The sequence below is a fragment of the Paenibacillus selenitireducens genome, assembly GCF_002021565.1.
Classification (GTDB): Bacteria; Bacillota; Bacilli; order Paenibacillales; family Paenibacillaceae; genus Paenibacillus_K; species Paenibacillus_K selenitireducens.
On record NZ_MSZX01000029.1, the window covers coordinates 1 to 15,300 of the forward strand.

Annotated in this window: 17 protein-coding genes and 1 pseudogene; 3 read left to right on the plus strand and 15 right to left on the minus strand. The window is 40.1% G+C overall.

Going from position 1 to position 15,300, the window contains the following annotated elements:
• Nucleotides 1-45: 45 nt before the first annotated feature.
• Both BVG16_RS31840 and BVG16_RS31845 read right to left on the minus strand, forming a co-directional pair.
• A complete protein-coding gene (locus BVG16_RS31840) occupies nt 46-303 on the minus strand; it encodes a hypothetical protein (protein ID WP_078499123.1) in 258 nt (85 codons plus the stop codon).
• A gap of 221 nt (nt 304-524) precedes the next feature.
• Nucleotides 525-1,226: a DUF2711 family protein gene (locus BVG16_RS31845; RefSeq protein WP_078503221.1), complete on the minus strand. Its 702-nt coding sequence runs from the start codon at nt 1,224-1,226 to the stop codon at nt 525-527.
• Nucleotides 1,227-1,567: 341 nt separating this feature from the next.
• Between BVG16_RS31845 and ric the strand changes: the two genes are divergently transcribed.
• Nucleotides 1,568-2,260: an iron-sulfur cluster repair di-iron protein gene (ric, locus tag BVG16_RS31850; RefSeq protein ID WP_233147234.1), complete on the plus strand. Its 693-nt coding sequence runs from the start codon at nt 1,568-1,570 to the stop codon at nt 2,258-2,260.
• A 113-nt stretch (nt 2,261-2,373) separates the two neighbouring features.
• On the opposite strand, the gene BVG16_RS34165 is transcribed toward ric, so the two are convergent.
• From BVG16_RS34165 to BVG16_RS31885, 7 genes and pseudogenes are all read right to left on the minus strand, one after another.
• Complete coding sequence (locus BVG16_RS34165) at nt 2,374-2,661, minus strand: hypothetical protein (protein ID WP_233147235.1); 288 nt, start codon at nt 2,659-2,661, stop codon at nt 2,374-2,376.
• Nucleotides 2,662-2,709: 48 nt separating this feature from the next.
• Nucleotides 2,710-2,865: pseudogene (locus tag BVG16_RS34230) on the minus strand (polymer-forming cytoskeletal protein); the annotation flags it as partial.
• 90 nt (nt 2,866-2,955) lie between these two features.
• Complete coding sequence (locus BVG16_RS31865; protein ID WP_078503222.1) at nt 2,956-3,372, minus strand: hypothetical protein; 417 nt, start codon at nt 3,370-3,372, stop codon at nt 2,956-2,958.
• A 186-nt stretch (nt 3,373-3,558) separates the two neighbouring features.
• Nucleotides 3,559-4,530, minus strand: coding sequence for an AraC family transcriptional regulator (locus BVG16_RS31870; RefSeq protein ID WP_332888827.1), 972 nt, complete (start codon nt 4,528-4,530; stop codon nt 3,559-3,561).
• 387 nt (nt 4,531-4,917) lie between these two features.
• A complete protein-coding gene (locus tag BVG16_RS31875) occupies nt 4,918-5,823 on the minus strand; it encodes a GNAT family N-acetyltransferase (RefSeq protein WP_158081858.1) in 906 nt (301 codons plus the stop codon).
• 252 nt (nt 5,824-6,075) lie between these two features.
• Complete coding sequence (locus BVG16_RS31880; RefSeq protein ID WP_078503225.1) at nt 6,076-6,423, minus strand: VOC family protein; 348 nt, start codon at nt 6,421-6,423, stop codon at nt 6,076-6,078.
• Between the two features lie 337 nt (nt 6,424-6,760).
• A complete protein-coding gene (locus BVG16_RS31885; protein ID WP_144027558.1) occupies nt 6,761-7,000 on the minus strand; it encodes a sigma-70 RNA polymerase sigma factor region 4 domain-containing protein in 240 nt (79 codons plus the stop codon).
• A 68-nt stretch (nt 7,001-7,068) separates the two neighbouring features.
• Between BVG16_RS31885 and BVG16_RS31890 the strand changes: the two genes are divergently transcribed.
• Nucleotides 7,069-7,350, plus strand: coding sequence for a hypothetical protein (locus BVG16_RS31890; protein ID WP_078503227.1), 282 nt, complete (start codon nt 7,069-7,071; stop codon nt 7,348-7,350).
• A gap of 150 nt (nt 7,351-7,500) precedes the next feature.
• On the opposite strand, the gene BVG16_RS31895 is transcribed toward BVG16_RS31890, so the two are convergent.
• The 3 genes from BVG16_RS31895 to BVG16_RS31905 form a co-directional block, all read right to left on the minus strand.
• Entirely contained in the window at nt 7,501-9,552 is a 2,052-nt protein-coding gene (locus tag BVG16_RS31895) for a serine hydrolase domain-containing protein (protein WP_078503228.1), read from the minus strand.
• 137 nt (nt 9,553-9,689) lie between these two features.
• On the minus strand, nt 9,690-10,952 hold the full coding sequence (locus BVG16_RS31900; protein ID WP_078503229.1) for a sensor histidine kinase: 1,263 nt from the start codon (nt 10,950-10,952) through the stop codon (nt 9,690-9,692).
• A gap of 1 nt (nt 10,953) precedes the next feature.
• A complete protein-coding gene (locus tag BVG16_RS31905; RefSeq protein ID WP_078503230.1) occupies nt 10,954-11,694 on the minus strand; it encodes a LytR/AlgR family response regulator transcription factor in 741 nt (246 codons plus the stop codon).
• Nucleotides 11,695-12,125: 431 nt separating this feature from the next.
• Here BVG16_RS31905 and BVG16_RS31910 point away from each other — a divergent pair, with 431 nt between their 5' ends.
• A complete protein-coding gene (locus tag BVG16_RS31910) occupies nt 12,126-12,905 on the plus strand; it encodes an alpha/beta fold hydrolase (protein WP_018759933.1) in 780 nt (259 codons plus the stop codon).
• 209 nt (nt 12,906-13,114) lie between these two features.
• Here the strand turns inward: BVG16_RS31910 and BVG16_RS31915 are convergent, their stop codons facing one another.
• From BVG16_RS31915 to BVG16_RS31920, 3 genes are all read right to left on the minus strand, one after another.
• Nucleotides 13,115-13,738, minus strand: coding sequence for a phosphotransferase enzyme family protein (locus tag BVG16_RS31915; RefSeq protein WP_158081859.1), 624 nt, complete (start codon nt 13,736-13,738; stop codon nt 13,115-13,117).
• On the minus strand, nt 13,627-14,106 hold the full coding sequence (locus tag BVG16_RS33020; RefSeq protein WP_158081860.1) for an aminoglycoside phosphotransferase/kinase family protein: 480 nt from the start codon (nt 14,104-14,106) through the stop codon (nt 13,627-13,629). Before BVG16_RS33020 ends, BVG16_RS31915 begins: the two co-directional genes overlap by 112 nt.
• Before the next feature lie 244 nt (nt 14,107-14,350).
• Nucleotides 14,351-15,160: a CPBP family intramembrane glutamic endopeptidase gene (locus tag BVG16_RS31920; RefSeq protein ID WP_078499088.1), complete on the minus strand. Its 810-nt coding sequence runs from the start codon at nt 15,158-15,160 to the stop codon at nt 14,351-14,353.
• Nucleotides 15,161-15,300: the final 140 nt, after the last annotated feature.

Consider the following 15,300-nt stretch of genomic DNA (forward strand, 5'->3'; position numbering starts at 1 on the left):
STRCSSATNDATACTNTRYCHNAGCDCCGTTAGTTCAATCAACTTTCAATTTTTGGACTCTTTGGGTTCTCTAAATGATCCAAAAATTCCTGTAATAAGCCCAATTAACCCAAAAGTAAATCCATATCCAGAAGAACCTTCAAATGCCAATAAAACAATCACTCCGAACAGTATAATATGTACACCTAATAGTTGAACTTGAAGAGCACTTGGATTGATAAAGTCCAAAAATACAAATGCATAAAAGGCTGCAATAACTATTAGTGTTAGAGTGATTAAACACACAAATCCAAAACTATCCATCTCGGCCTCCTCTAAATTTCAATCATTTGCTTTCAACCACACCATTTCCCTCAGCAATATTCTTAAGTATATTCGCTTAAATTAACTTTTTTCGTACATATTGTATTTTTGAAATACCCTTAACCTCTACCACGTAATCCTGCCCGTTAGCGCAACGCGGCTACCGATCCATGCCGGCAGCCGCGTTTTAGTTATTTATTAAGCTATAGTTCCCCGTTAGCTTAATCATTTGAGCCAAATTCTATTTTGCCAAAATACCAACTAATATAGGTTTCTGGTCCGCAGATTACTGCTTCCCATTTGTTTTTATTGATAATTTCTTTAATTTTCTTTTCCTTGGAGAGGAACAAGGTAATAAATGAGTCGTAAACACTTAAAAACGCATAATCCATTCCTTCGTCTGTTATGACAATTTCAGTAGGAGCTAACTCACACATTTCCAGTCCGGTGGCATCCTTGATTCGCAATTCACCAGATTGATCAAGAATCGGATCAGAATACATGAAAGAATTTGCTCCACTAGAACTCAGAACCTCGAGAATACCCGGAATTAAATATTCCGATATTTTGTCTTCGCGAGGATAGTAAAGTTCTTTGGATAGATTGTAATTAAGTAATTTTGCTAAATCTTCTCGAGCAAATTCTTTCTTTAATGCTGATATAGATGTCTTTAGAGCAACAGCAAGTTCTTCATAAGATTTTATCCCTGTCTCATGCATGACTTCTTTCCAAGGCTTGGGTTTGCCAAGTTTTATTGACTCCTCTAATTCTGGATAAACATGTTCGTATTCGCTTTTTTTCTTCATATCAGTCCAACCAATTGGCATTATAATAAACGGATTGAGTAATATCGCCGCTTCTTTAAACGGATCAGGTAACTGCTCTAAGATTGGCATTTCATAATTAAACCATATGTAATTCATAGAGACCTCCTTCAATCGATAAATAACGCTAACCACATTATATCATTTAGCTAATCTGCCCGTTAGCTTAATATTATCGGGAGGGCAATTGCCACTATAGACTTCCATATTTACGTATACCGTGAAAAGGGGAAGACACGGTTCGAGCTCGAGGTTGCCGTGGAGAATGTGCGTGCGCTCGGCATTTATCAGGATCACAGCTTCCAGTCATTAGCGCGAATAATTATTACGAATTGAAGTTATGGAAATTTGTCCAGAGTGACTGAGGTCACGATGGCCTTCGTCCTTCCATCGTATGATAGTCTTGTGAATGAAGATCCTACGAACTGGAGGGCGAATCCATGATAATTACACAAGAAATGACCGTGCGTGATACGGTATTGCAATATCCGGCTGCGAGTGATGTGTTCAAACGGCTCAAAATCGACTTCTGCTGCGGAGGTAATCGACCGATCCAAGAGGCGGCGGAAGCACGCGGACTGGATGCAGCGGCAGTTGTTCAGCAATTGAATGAGATGAAGCAGTCTGCGCCAAATCTCGGGATTGGGATGGACTGGCAATACATGTCCTCGCAGGCATTGATTGAATATATTGTAAAGAAGCACCATCAATTTTTGCGTGACCAACTGCCGCAGATCGCTGCGAATGTTGAACGAGTCTATCATGTGCATGGCGGGGATCAACCGCATCTGGTCCAGATGGCGGAGTTGTTCCGGCAGCTGCGTAAAGTGCTGGAGACCCATATCGACAAAGAAGAGGAAATTTCCTTCCCGATCATCATTCGTGCAGAGGAAGAGACGGATGTTGTCTCGCATGAAGATGTACGCGCAGTGATAACAGAGCTTGAAGCAGAGCATGATGGCGCGGGAGAGCTGCTTAAGCAGCTTCGTGCCGTAACGAATGATTTCACACCACCAGAGCAGGCTTGCACGACCTACCGGATCACGTATGCTCGCTTGGAAGAGCTGGAAGGCATGACATTCGAACATGTGCATCTGGAGAACAATGTATTGTTCCCTCGCTTTGGTCTCTAATTGATAGACGGCACACAATCAAAAGGCACTCCTTTCAGGGTTCATTGCGTTGAACCTTAAGGAGTGCCTTCTTGTCGTCTAATGTTGAGCTGGTTGTTGCTCTTGCTTCCGATTCAGCCTAAGCTTCTGCAGCTTGTTCTTGATAGCTTTTCATCCGATCGTTCGTCATATAGAAAGTGAACTTGAGTGCGAAGACAGTTGGGATCAGTGCCCAGATGAACGTCTGCCATCTCTGCCACCATATAGGTGGAAGTGACCCATACGAATTTATCCATGCCGCCAAGATCGGAGACGATGGTACCCATGGCCGTTGATACGATCGTGTTATCCATCGATGCCATGAGAATGCCGAGCAGTAGGACTGTGACGACAAGCCCTAAATTACTTTTTCCTCTAACCACGAGTTATTCCTCCATACGAATTCATCTTAAACCAAGCGTTTATTGATATTATTTACATCTGAATGCACTGTCCACGGTAGCATCCGTTACCTGGTGATACGTGCTTCGGTACTCGACCCGTTCGATGATGCAGCCACTGCCGATGGTCACACGGTTCCCACGAACGATTTTGGCGGTGGTATTCTCGAGGTGAATGTGATCCCCGCAATGCTGTCTACGGTTAGCGGGGAAAAGGCAGCCGATAATATTGGCCGCCTTTCTAATGGTTTTTGCGGTATAGTTTCCCGTTGAACACTATTTCTCTTCTAAACAATTTTCACACTCAAAACCAGTCCAAGAATTTAATAATTTTATTCCGCAAATCGTACAATTCCTTTCACCCGAATACCAACAACCTGTTTTATGGAACAAAACAACACTTTTATCCCAATGAATATTATCTTCATGTGTCGGCGGATATATATCACCTTCTTCATCAACTGGAGGTGATGGTTCATTCCCTGATAAGAAACCCTTAATCCAATACTTTGTAGCTAGAGACATATCACCTATTTCCTCAAGCGAAACATTAAAGAACACATCTTTTTGTGGACAATACGCTGATATTCTCCCATGAAAAGTATGCGGATTCCCCACTATGTAATGCTTTCCTTTACAATGTTCTTCAAAAGTGAACCATAGGTCTTTATCAAAATCATGAATCTGTTTCAATTGCTCACCACCTAAAACGTCTCTTATTTTATAATATATTACATACCTTTATTGCGTTATCCTGCCCAGTTAGTTGAGAAACGCCCAGCAGCAGAAGCAATTGATTACAAACAAGCCTCTTCCCACATGAACCGCGGGGGCGAGACTTGTTTGCTCATAAATGAAAGGATACATCGACTCACTTTGTTACTTTTTTTTAATCACTGGCACATAGATGTCCATAACGGTATCGGGACGGAAGTGACAGCGCTCATCATAATACTCAAAGTCTAACTTGGTCTCGTCATACTCGTAATCACTTTTCTCAAACCATTCCTGGAATATATATTTCCATGTTTGTCGTACCGCATTTGGAAAATCTTCTGTATTTTCTTTGCCGTTCCTGCCGCCGACGGTTACATCTACAGGGGGTGTAGTAAAGACGGCATAAGTAGCTTCCGGCACTTCAAGTGTTATCATGTCAGGCGTTACTTTATTAAAGTTTTCAACAATGACTCCAAGCAAATAGACCAAGCTATCACTATCTTTGGACTCCGGCACGCATATTCCGACTTCCCCATGCTTTGGGGGGGTGAGTTGATCGTACAACTTGTCTTCCCAGCCGTTAGTGTCGTAATTGTTCCAAAAAGCAGCAATATCTTTTGTCATGCTTTCATTCGTAATATTCGTTTTTATTCCATAGCCCGCAACTTTAAAAGACGGTTTTGTGATAATAGTAGGAATCATACAAAGGCCTCCATGTTCAATGTTATTTTTCTCACCAGAAATGTAATGATAAACATCAGCCATCCTAACAGCAAATTGCGTCGGGCTAAATCCAAACTCCTTACGAAATGCTTTTGTAAACCCGCTCTGGGTTTCAAAACCATAATCAACGGAGATATCGAGTATTCTTCTACCTTTAAAAAGTTCGATTGATGCAAGTGACAATCGTCTTTTCCGAACATATTCCATGATCGACACTCCCATGCATATCTGAAAAACTCTACAGAAGTGATACAAGGAGTACCCCGTATGCTTAGAAATCATTTCAGGGGTCAGTATTTCTTTAATGTTGGATTCAATATACTCAACGCTTCGTTCGATATCCTTACTATAGTTCAATATTTCATCATTCCCTTTCCCCGTACGGTTAACTTTATTATAGCAACGACTCAAGCTCTCGTTTGTTCCTGTTTTGCTCATATGCAAAGCAACTGATCTGCGAGGCTCAACGACAGGTGAAAGACATTGAACTTACCTTCAATGAGGAGACCGAAAAGTATTTTTTATGCGTACTCCCTTCTACTGACCAAACAGCAAAAGGAGCTTTCCTTACTTCAGGAGAGCCCCAAAACTCAAGTAAAGCTTGATCATCATCTAGCAAAACACTGGCTCCATACGGCTTCGCGATCACAAATTTTCGCCCTACTTATGGTATGGTTCACCGCGTAAGATCTTAAACTATCCTGCCCGTTACTTCAATAAGAAAAGAGGAGCCTCATCGCTGCAAGCTCCTCCGCTATCGTGTTCCGTTAGTTTAATTTGAAAAACAAAATTATAACACTAAGCATGTGCTAATACAGGCACACAGAATTTTGAATTTTTATCTAAGGTAAAGTTAGCCTTTATAAAGAGCATATCACCATTATTGTCCATCCACTCATACTGTGCTTTCTCAGTGAATTGATCTGGTGTGAAATGAAAATGAATATATTCTGTTTGCTTATTAGCAATACGATTAAGTAATCGTTTTAAATTAACGTCACGTTGACTAACTACATCATATAGATTTAGTGTATGACCTTCTTGTTGATAGACGATAATAGCCTCGTTCTCTTGCGAATAATATATTGATTCGGGAAATACTTTTATAGCGTAAAACATAAAGAGTCCTTGGTTATTGCTAACACCAAATTGTTGTGAAATAGGTCTGCGGGACAAAACCATTCTTTTGATAAATTCCAAGTCTTCTTTATTGGAACAATTCAGCTTGCGTAAGGTGGTATCCGCATTTGGAGTGGGATGATATTTAAGTTTGAATTGTGATTCATCAAAGGATTCAAATCCAAATCTTGGATAGAAATCAATTACAGTACTATTAGCGAATAAGAAGAAGATATCACAATCTTGCTCGTAAATATCTAGAACATGCCTCATCAATTTTCCAGAAAGTCCTTTCCCCCTAAAATCGGGATGAGTCATAACCGTTCCAATTTGAATCGCTTTTTTATTTAACCCATTTATCATCAAGTCCATTTTGCTAACAGAAACATTGGCAATGACTACATTATCTCTGATGAAAGAATGGCATATATAACGATCATCCCAGAATCCTTTCTGATACCAATCTTCAAAATTGATATCAAAAACCAAAGTCGCTAGTTGATTAAAACTATCTCTGTAAACTTTACTATCTTTATAATCGTTAACTAGGTCTATTTCAATCTCTATATTTTCATTAGAAAACACAAATATTCCCCCAATTGTCTTTATGTTCACACAACTTCTAGTTTACCTTTGGAAGTTTTAGGTATTACTAAACTATCCTGTCCGTTAGTTCAACGCCTCGGCAGCCTCCACGATGTTATTGAACTATCGTACCATATTCTAATGAAGAGGATTATTAAACTATCCTGCCCGTTAGCTCAACGAAGCTGCCGTTAAGAAACGGCAGCCTCGTCCTGGTGATTGTTAAGCTATAGTGTCCCGTTTAGTTGAGCATTACTTGCATACCATTAAAAGATTACCATCAGGGTCCCTAAAATTGAACCAATGACCATTCTCGATTCCAGTTGTTAATTGCACATTCTTTGCTCGCATAAATTCGTACGCTTGATGGATATCTTCCGTACGAAACTGAAATGTTGGAACTTTATATACGTTTTCTGGAGTGAAAATTTTGCTATCCAGTACAATATCTGGTCCTTCCATCGGAAGAACGTATATATGACCAAAAAGTATTTCACCGTCTGATGGTAAGCCTAAAATATCACAATACCAATCACGTGCATTTTCTATGTTACTTACTGGAATAAAGGCTCCGCCGATTTGATTTTTAATAGGATTCATAACATTCCTCCAAAGTAATTTTTTATATCTAACGATTAAGAAGTGACGTGCAAGCCTCAAGTTTCAGAAAATTGTTTTGCATAATTCATTCTATAAACATTATCCAAAATCCTTTTTTTTCCATAAGAAAAACTTTGATGTTATCACTAAACTGCTCGTTAGCTTAATGGCGAAACATTTGTAGACAGTTCAGGAAATCCTGCACGACTCCATAACCAAAGAGGTGTATGAACATCGATTGGTGCCAATCCGCTACCGGAAAGCGCTTTTTCCCACTTATCAGCAACCGTTTGTCTATCCACTGCAGAACCATTTAATACTTCACAAAAACACAGTCCTACCGACTCAACAACAACGACGTAAAAGCGCCAACGCCTATCCCTTGAATTGCACTTTCCTGCACATCATCGGTATTTAAATCCTTATATGCCTCTGAAGACGTGTACTTCTTCAAGATGTCCCGAATGACCCAGGATGCATATGTACGGATATTGGTTTCAATTTCACCATTCACCGATTTCTTATACAATTTAATTAAAGCTTCTTGAACAACATCTTGACAATCTGACTTCTGCAAGTTATTTCAAAATACTTTGTCAGTTTCATCAAGTAATTATACAAATCTTCGATTCTGTCTGGAGCAATTTGTTTCTTATTTACAGGGCAGCTGAACGACCTGAATATAAAGGCAATATGGTTGAAGGAATTGCGTTAGCTTCGAACAATCCCGTTGTTGGCGGAACGGTCAAAAAAGTAGATCTGAGGTTGGTCCGCGGTATAGACGGATTAATCCGCTTGTCCGTTTATAGTCCTGCCATTGATGCAGCCGTCAGCCCCTTGTTCACTCTTGATGACATGGAAGGCGGACCTAAGGAGAATCGCCCGCTTACGACTGCAGACGTCGGTCCTGGGGGTTTATGGAAGTGAGATTGTTACGACTAGGTTAGTCAACATTTCCGAATTGACATTTACCTATATCAAAACAGCCCGATCATTTGGTGACTGGGCTGTTTTGATTTTGCAACTATACTGTGACTATACCAGTGTAAACTCGATAAGATCTTATGTGCTACAAGTCTATTTATTCTTCAAATTAATTTTAAATCGATCCCCCTTATTACCACCAAAAACGATCATCCCACCTTCAGGTAGTACTACCGAATGATTGTTCGTTACCTTTGAAAAGTTCACAACCATTCCATTCGCGTCATAAACGGCAAATCCCCCACTTCCCGGAACCTTAACGGTCATGACTCGATTGGCTGTTTTTTTATCAATCTTATACCATACAGCCTGACCACTTACTGGTATGGTGCTAATCGAGGAGTTTCCTTTATCAATGGGCTGAATACCGTCTTCACTGATATAGGTTCGTCCGCCGAGCTTTAAATGCTCTGTATCGTTCACATTATAGAATAACAAATCAAATGCATCTGTACCGTTCAATATAGGAATATCGAATACATTTACGGCTTTATTCTCGTCAACAATTTTAGTGCCGGATGCGTATCCATGATCGATATTAATCGACACATTCAGCCCTGAGGGTAGATAATAGAAGATTGAAGATATCTTTTCATCCAAAGCGTAGTACTGTTTCCCATCTCGATGTTCCCATTTCGTTCTCATAGTCTGACTAAGAGGATTGGATTCTAACTTCTGATATTCATACGTTGCCTTAACCGCTTGACCCAATCCTGGTTTATTGATATAAGCAATAAGCTTTACATAGGTTTTTCCGTTCTTCTGTTTGTCAAAACTTATGGTTACATCCCCATCTTTGTTTTTGAATTGTCCATTGCCTGTATAGACATATTTTTGAGGCGGTATCGGTGCACCTACTAGAGCGGGTAAATCAATCTCTCCATTCTTGATCTCCAGATTTACGGTGTTACCTACCGAACCGTATAATCCGGTGTATGACTGCAAGTCCGATGGCATATCCACTTTCAAGGAAGGCTTAAATGTTTTTTCAGGTAGCAGCTCTTTAATGATGCCTTTGGATCTTGCGTATTCTAATAAAACATTAGAAGCAAACAAACTATTCACGAAGGAACTGCCTCTCGATGAAAGTACAGCAATAGAAATTTCATGTTCTGGTAGGGTAGTTAATGCAGCGTGATACATGATTGAATCCCCGCCTTTGGATAATGCCGTTATTCCGTAATCACTAAACGGTGCTAAACGAACGGCATCCCAACCAAGCCCGTAATTAAAGGTGTTTGTCTCTTCAGAAACCCATACGCCCTTTCTATACTCATGACTTTGCATGGACTTTGCTGATTTCTCAGATAAAATATCCGGTTGTTTCCCGATTAATACTTCCGCGAACTTACTTAGTTCTTCGGCAGTTGAGTAGATGCCTCCTGCTCCAATTGTATTGACATTCTCAACGGGTAAAGCCTGTTCCATCATAGGAAAATAAGTTTTTACGAGCCTGCCTCTATCAAATGCATCAAGTGGTGTTTTCGTAGAGCTTAAATGAAGAGGTGTGCTAATATAGGTTTCAAGGAATTTGCTATAACTTAACCCGCTCACGCGTTCAATCAAGATTTCAAGCAGTTGAAAACCATCGTTACAGTATACCGAGGATTCGCCTGGGTTTGACTTTAAATTTTCTGTCTGTAATCTTGCCAATAATTTATCATGATTTTCCGTATCATTGTCATCAAACAACACGCTATTCCCATAGTGAGTACCGTAAAGTCCTGAAGAGTGATTCATTAGCATGCGTGGCGTAATCTCTTTATATCGATCATCAGCCATTTTAAATTCCTTAATATATGTGATCAGTGGTTTATCAATATCAATTTTATTAGAATCAGCTAGCATCATCGTTGCAGCAGTAACATACATTTTGCTTACCGAGCCGATGCCAAACATCGTGTCTTTCGTTATTGGTGCCTTGGTAGCTCGATCGTATACACCAGCGCTATCGGATAAAACAATAGATCCATGATCCATAATCGCATACTGCATTCCACTTACACCATAATCGGACACGATCTTCGAAGCCAGCCCCTGTGCCTTTTCTTTTACAGTATCTGGACTCGTTTGAGCCAAAGCAGGGGTGACCGGTATTGCAATAAGTATCGCGGTCATTAATACAGAAACCATCTTCTTCTTCATGTTCATTTCTCTCCTCATTATTCTTTCTATATTTACTTGCTGAAATCATCATACAAGGAAGAGGGCTGATATATGAAAAAGCACCCTGAAACGAAAAAAACAATCCCTAAACAACATGTTGTCTAAGGATTGTTCGTTTAAAATGGCAGTAGGACCATATTATGAAATACGTTATGTTTCGTCTCAATGGTCATATGACCACCGTACTTGTCGCAGATTCTAGCGATATTGGTTAATCCAATACCATGATATTCAGGGTTGGGTTTTTGGCTGTGCAAGTGAGCAACTTCATTCTCCATATGATTCAAGATGTGAATGAGTAGGGTTGATTCGGTAGCATGTATTTTGATATGAATGTACCTATCCTCTGCAATGTTTACTTTTTTAGAAGCTTCTATTGCGTTATCTAGCATATTTCCAATGACGACACATAAGTCATAACGGTCAATGGGGACGGATTGTGAACATAAGTTAAGTTTGGTATCTATTCTGATGCCATTCGCTTGTCCAATATTAAGGGTATTTGAGACAAGGGCATCGATAACTAGATTCCCTGTATTCACCCGTTGGTAGGCTTCTTCGACTTTATTTAATGTTGTCTTGATATGTTCCATGGCTGCTGCTAACTCATTTCGCTTAATACACTCTTCAATATACAAAAACTGTTGATTCGTATCGTGAATGATTCTTTTCATGGATTTGAAGCTGTGAACGACTTTTTCGTAATTCGCATCCTGATAGTCCATCTGATGCTGCAGTTGAACATTCTCATTCATAAATTGAAATTTATCAATGATATTATCAATAATATAGACGATCATCACATTCAAGAAAAGAAGTCCAATGACGGAAATGAAAGAATAGACGTTCTCATAAGTAATCATATTGAGTTCGAATATACTTACGATCGGAATAACCAAAAACAATAAGTGGTAACGATAATGCAAAGAGAAACTTCTACGCTTGGCAAGCAGTCGTATGATCTGAATGATCGCAAACATGATCATGAAATTGAGTATAATAGCCTTCGTGTAGGTTATTTGTTGATTCACAGTTTCATTAAAGTCAACGGAATCTAGGGTGTGAACAATATAAAGAGATATAGAATTAGTGATAGACATTAAAACACCATAAAGCATAGAAAACACGATTTTAGTTTTAAATTCTACTGTATAAGATTGCGCAAAACTAATGATTACAAGAAAAGGTAGAAACCAATTTATCATCGGAGAGATGGGAATAACCAAATATACGTAACTGAGCAGCCCAAAGATCATGAAGCAAATCATTCTGTTCTGTTTTTTAGCTGATTTATCAAATACCGAGTTGAAGAAAAAGTTCATTTGAAAGCCCATCACAAGGATAATGCTCAAGACAATTGGCACATTATGCTGAATCATATCATTCGACCTTCATGATCATAAATTTGGTGTAAACATCTTTAACCTCTTTAACTTTGGAACGGCCTATAGGTAATTCCAACCCATTGGACATGAGAACAACTCTGCTAGCAAACTTCCTCACATGAAGCAGATTAATAATAATGGAACGATGGATTTGCAAGAAGTTACAGTCTTTTAAGGCCACAGCATAATCTGAAATGGTGCCTTTGCTTTCAAAGGTTTGATTCGCGGTAATAAAATGCAGTTTACTTTTTATGGTTAAGCTTTTGGCAGCTTCTATACTGATGAGGTCATCATATTTTACAACGACTTCTTCATAGCCTGACTTGATGACCATAAACTTTTTATCAAGTGCTTGAAAGTATTGGCACAGCTTGATGATTTTCTCCTCCAAAATGATGGGGGCAATGGGTTTAATCAAGTACTGGAATGTCATGACGTCAAAGCTTTCCACCATATATTCGGGGTAGCTTGTTAGAAAAATAATTTGTTCATCCAGGTTATTTAAACCTCTTATCTTATGGGCTGTTTGAATCCCGTTCATTCCAGCCATTTCAATATCCATAATTAGAATATGGAATGGCGTGTTATGCTGCTCATAATAGGATACCAATTGCTCTCCCGAGCCAAATAATTCGATTTCAAATTCTATATTTGTCTTTATCGACAAAGTAATCAGGATGCTTTTAACAAGCTCTCTTTGTTTCTCCTCATCATCGCAAATAGCCACTCTATACATAAATGATACACCCCTCATTTCCATTACCTTTATTCTAGAACTCTAAGTAAGCATGATACAACTTTTTGACTCTGTATAGATAACTTTTGGATGAAATGCAAAATTGAATCCCTCAATCACTTCTCACGTGAATGAATGCCTAGAGACTTAACCTAATTTGTCTCAGAGTGGATCACCAAAATCATCAAAACAAATTCCTTTGTTTGAGAAAAGGCAGCCGATCTCAAGAAGTCAGCTACCTTCAAATGTCTTTTATTGAACTATAGTGTCCCGTTAACTCAATGATCTGAAGAAATTGTTTCACTCAAGCTATTCTTCAGAAATCTCTACGTACTATCTAAACCCAATTTGACGCCGAAATTAGGCATTCACCTTGCCTAGGGCGAATATCTTAATGGGGAAGTACATTTAAAAAAAATGAGGCGATACACTTGGGATACTTCGTTACTGTGGAACCGGGCGTAAAAGTATTTATAGAGGACATCAATCCGAAGGGAAATAAAACGATACTTTTTATTCATGGATGGCCGCTAAACCATAACCAGTTCGAATATCAGTTCAATTTCCTTCCTAAGCTCGGATATCGTTGTATCGGAATGGACTGGAGAGGATACGGCAATTCGGATAAACCATTCGACGGGTACAATTTCGATAGATTAGCAGATGATGTCCGCATGGTCATCGAGGCGTTACAGTTAAGAAACATAACACTGGCAGGACACTCTACCGGAGGCGCGATCTCGATTCGTTATATGGCTCGTTACAAAGGGTATGGGGTATCTAAACTCGTCCTGATCGACGCTGCCTCTCCATCTAGCGTTCCAAAAGAATTTACAAATAAAATCATCGAAGATACAAATCATGACCGACCGCAAATGCTGCAAGACCAAACGGGAATTTTTTTCTTTCAGTATATTTCTGAACCGAAATCCGATTGGTTCGTTTTAATGGGATTACAAGCGGCGAATTGGGCGACTTCCGCCATTATGGTCACGCTTAGAGATGAAAATGTTTACAACGATCTCGGTCAGATCGATGTACCCACATTAATTATTCACGGAATTCATGATAAAGTCGTTCCGTTTACCCAAGCTGAGGAAACAAATAAGCTGATCAAAAATTCGAAGCTAGTTCCGTTCCAATACAGCGGTCATTGCGCTTTTTTAGAGGAGCGCGATAGATTCAACCAATTATTATCTTCTTTTGCATAACGACTCGGATTAGCCGCACCATCGCTCCCCATAAATATAGTCCGATAATGCCCGATGATTGAACAAATCTGCCCGTTAGCGGAATAAAGGGCTGCCACTCGGCAGCCCTTTTGGTATTGAACTATCGTGTCCCGTTAGTTGAGAGACGGCAGCCCATCAACTCGGCTGCCGTTTGTTCATGTTTATTCAGCTATCGTGTCCCGTAACTGTTAAGTTATGAGATTCAAAATATCATCCATTTCAATTAGAGAAAAATTGTTTTCCATATTATATCGAGCACGCTTCAAGAACTCCTTAGACCAATCATCGAGTGCATTAATATTTCCGTTTCGATAGAGAGATGAATAAAGTATAGCTTGTCTCATATCCAGAAATAGTGGTAAGTCTCTTAACAATTTTATATCAATTGCGTTTTCCTTTAAGTAACCTTCTAAGAACGATGTCAGATACCTATTCACAAAAGTTAGAACATCTTCATCAGGTCTAGGTACTGCAATTCCATAAAATAAGTTAACAGAAATATCTTGCACGAACCATCCGTATTGACATTCATCGAAGTCAAATACAGTGATGCGTCCATTTGGTTGAACTGTATAATTACCAAAACAAAAATCACCATGAATAAGTCCGAAATTATCACTATCACGTGATAATTTGTGGACCCTCTGCATCAAAGATTCAAAATGAGCAATTACAAGGTCTTGGGAAGAGGGAATATTGGTTATGAATTCTCGAAGATAACTATTATTCTGCCAATCGTATCGTTTAATCTCCACTGTACTAGGAACGTATTTTTTAGTGAGTGCGTGCATTCTTCCAGCAAGTGCCCCCAATTTTTTGAATTCCTCATTTTGAGATATTTCATACTCCAAGGGGCCCCAAGACCTTTTTGGAATGCTACAACAAAAAAACCGTTCATCTTTTCAATTAACTCACCGTTACTTGATTCCACTGGAAATGACACAGGAACACCATTATTCGCAAGATATTGTATCCATTCTAGTTCACCTTGTATAAGCTCTAAAGTCCTGTGAGATTCATGTATAATCCGAATGACGAAATTCTGTGCTTCGTTATTACTTCCATAGGTAAAATTTTGGTTCTTCCCCAATAAAATCAGCTCATCAGGAATAAACCCATACCTTTTTGCTGCTTCAGCTACTATTTTATCCGTAAATAAGGCTTCAATTGATGGATTCATATTACACCTCATTATATTTTATTCAAAGTGTTATCTCCCTTCTAGTTAATACCCTTTTAACACTTCTTAATTCGAAGATTTTCCCCTATAGTATGTTTCATTTTTTCTGCCTCTTTCCATATAGACTATAAAAAAAATACACTAACAAGTTCTATTTGTAAATAACTCCCACGTTAAACTGCCCGTTACTTCAATAAGAAAAGAGGAGCCACATCGCTGCAAGCTCCTCCGCTATAGTGTCCCGTTAGCGCAATTCAGGGAAGGTATTATTACTTTTCCTCGTTCCCCTGCCCGTGCGAACCGAGTGAACGATCAGCGCACACACCGCAGCGATCAAGGTTGCAACCGCCATCGTCGCCATCGCGTAAGCGTCTCCTCCCTCTTCCTTGAACCATAGCAGCATCGCTAGGTTAATCAGTGCGTGGAACGTCGTGGCCGTCGGCAACTTAAGTCTTTTGCCGCGCAGCAGCTCTCCGAGGATGACCGAGAGACAGACGGCAAACAAGATGAACGAACTTGCGTACAGCCAGCCCTCGGCGAACACCCCCACATGCCACACGCCCCACAGCAGTCCGACGACGACAGAGGATAGTAGGACGCCCATGCGGGTCTGTAGGGCGGGCTGCAGAAAACAGCGCCAACCGATCTCTTCTCCAGCCGCTCCGATGAACTGCGCAATGACGATGATCCATATCGGGTGCGCCAGATCGAACGGATTCGTAAAGTCGATCATATGGCCGGACAATCCGTACCAGGCCAGCGCGACCACGAAAATCGCCACCACGATCAGCACTGCTTCCCCCAATTGAGCAATGCCCGCCTTCGATGATTGGAGTCCCGCCTGGCGAACAAGCCCTCGAGAGCCAGGGAGTAACCACAGAACGACAAGTACCGCCAGCATCGGCCCGAACTGCGTCAGCTGGATGATCACCACAGGGATGCCGGTAGCCGGCTGCACGATTCCAAGCAGTAGCGCGAAGACGGAAGCTAGAACATAATAAGCGAGCACGATCCCGCTCAGTCGATTGAATCTCGGACTATCGATTAACGTCATATCAAGCCACCTCGATCAGATGATTTTTCCATACCATCATATTAAGCGAAGGATCATCTCGCTAAAACAGGCTAAAGTCTCGTTATCGCCTGGACTGGAGACGGATGACGTAACCACGACTTCAACTAATCTGCCCGTTA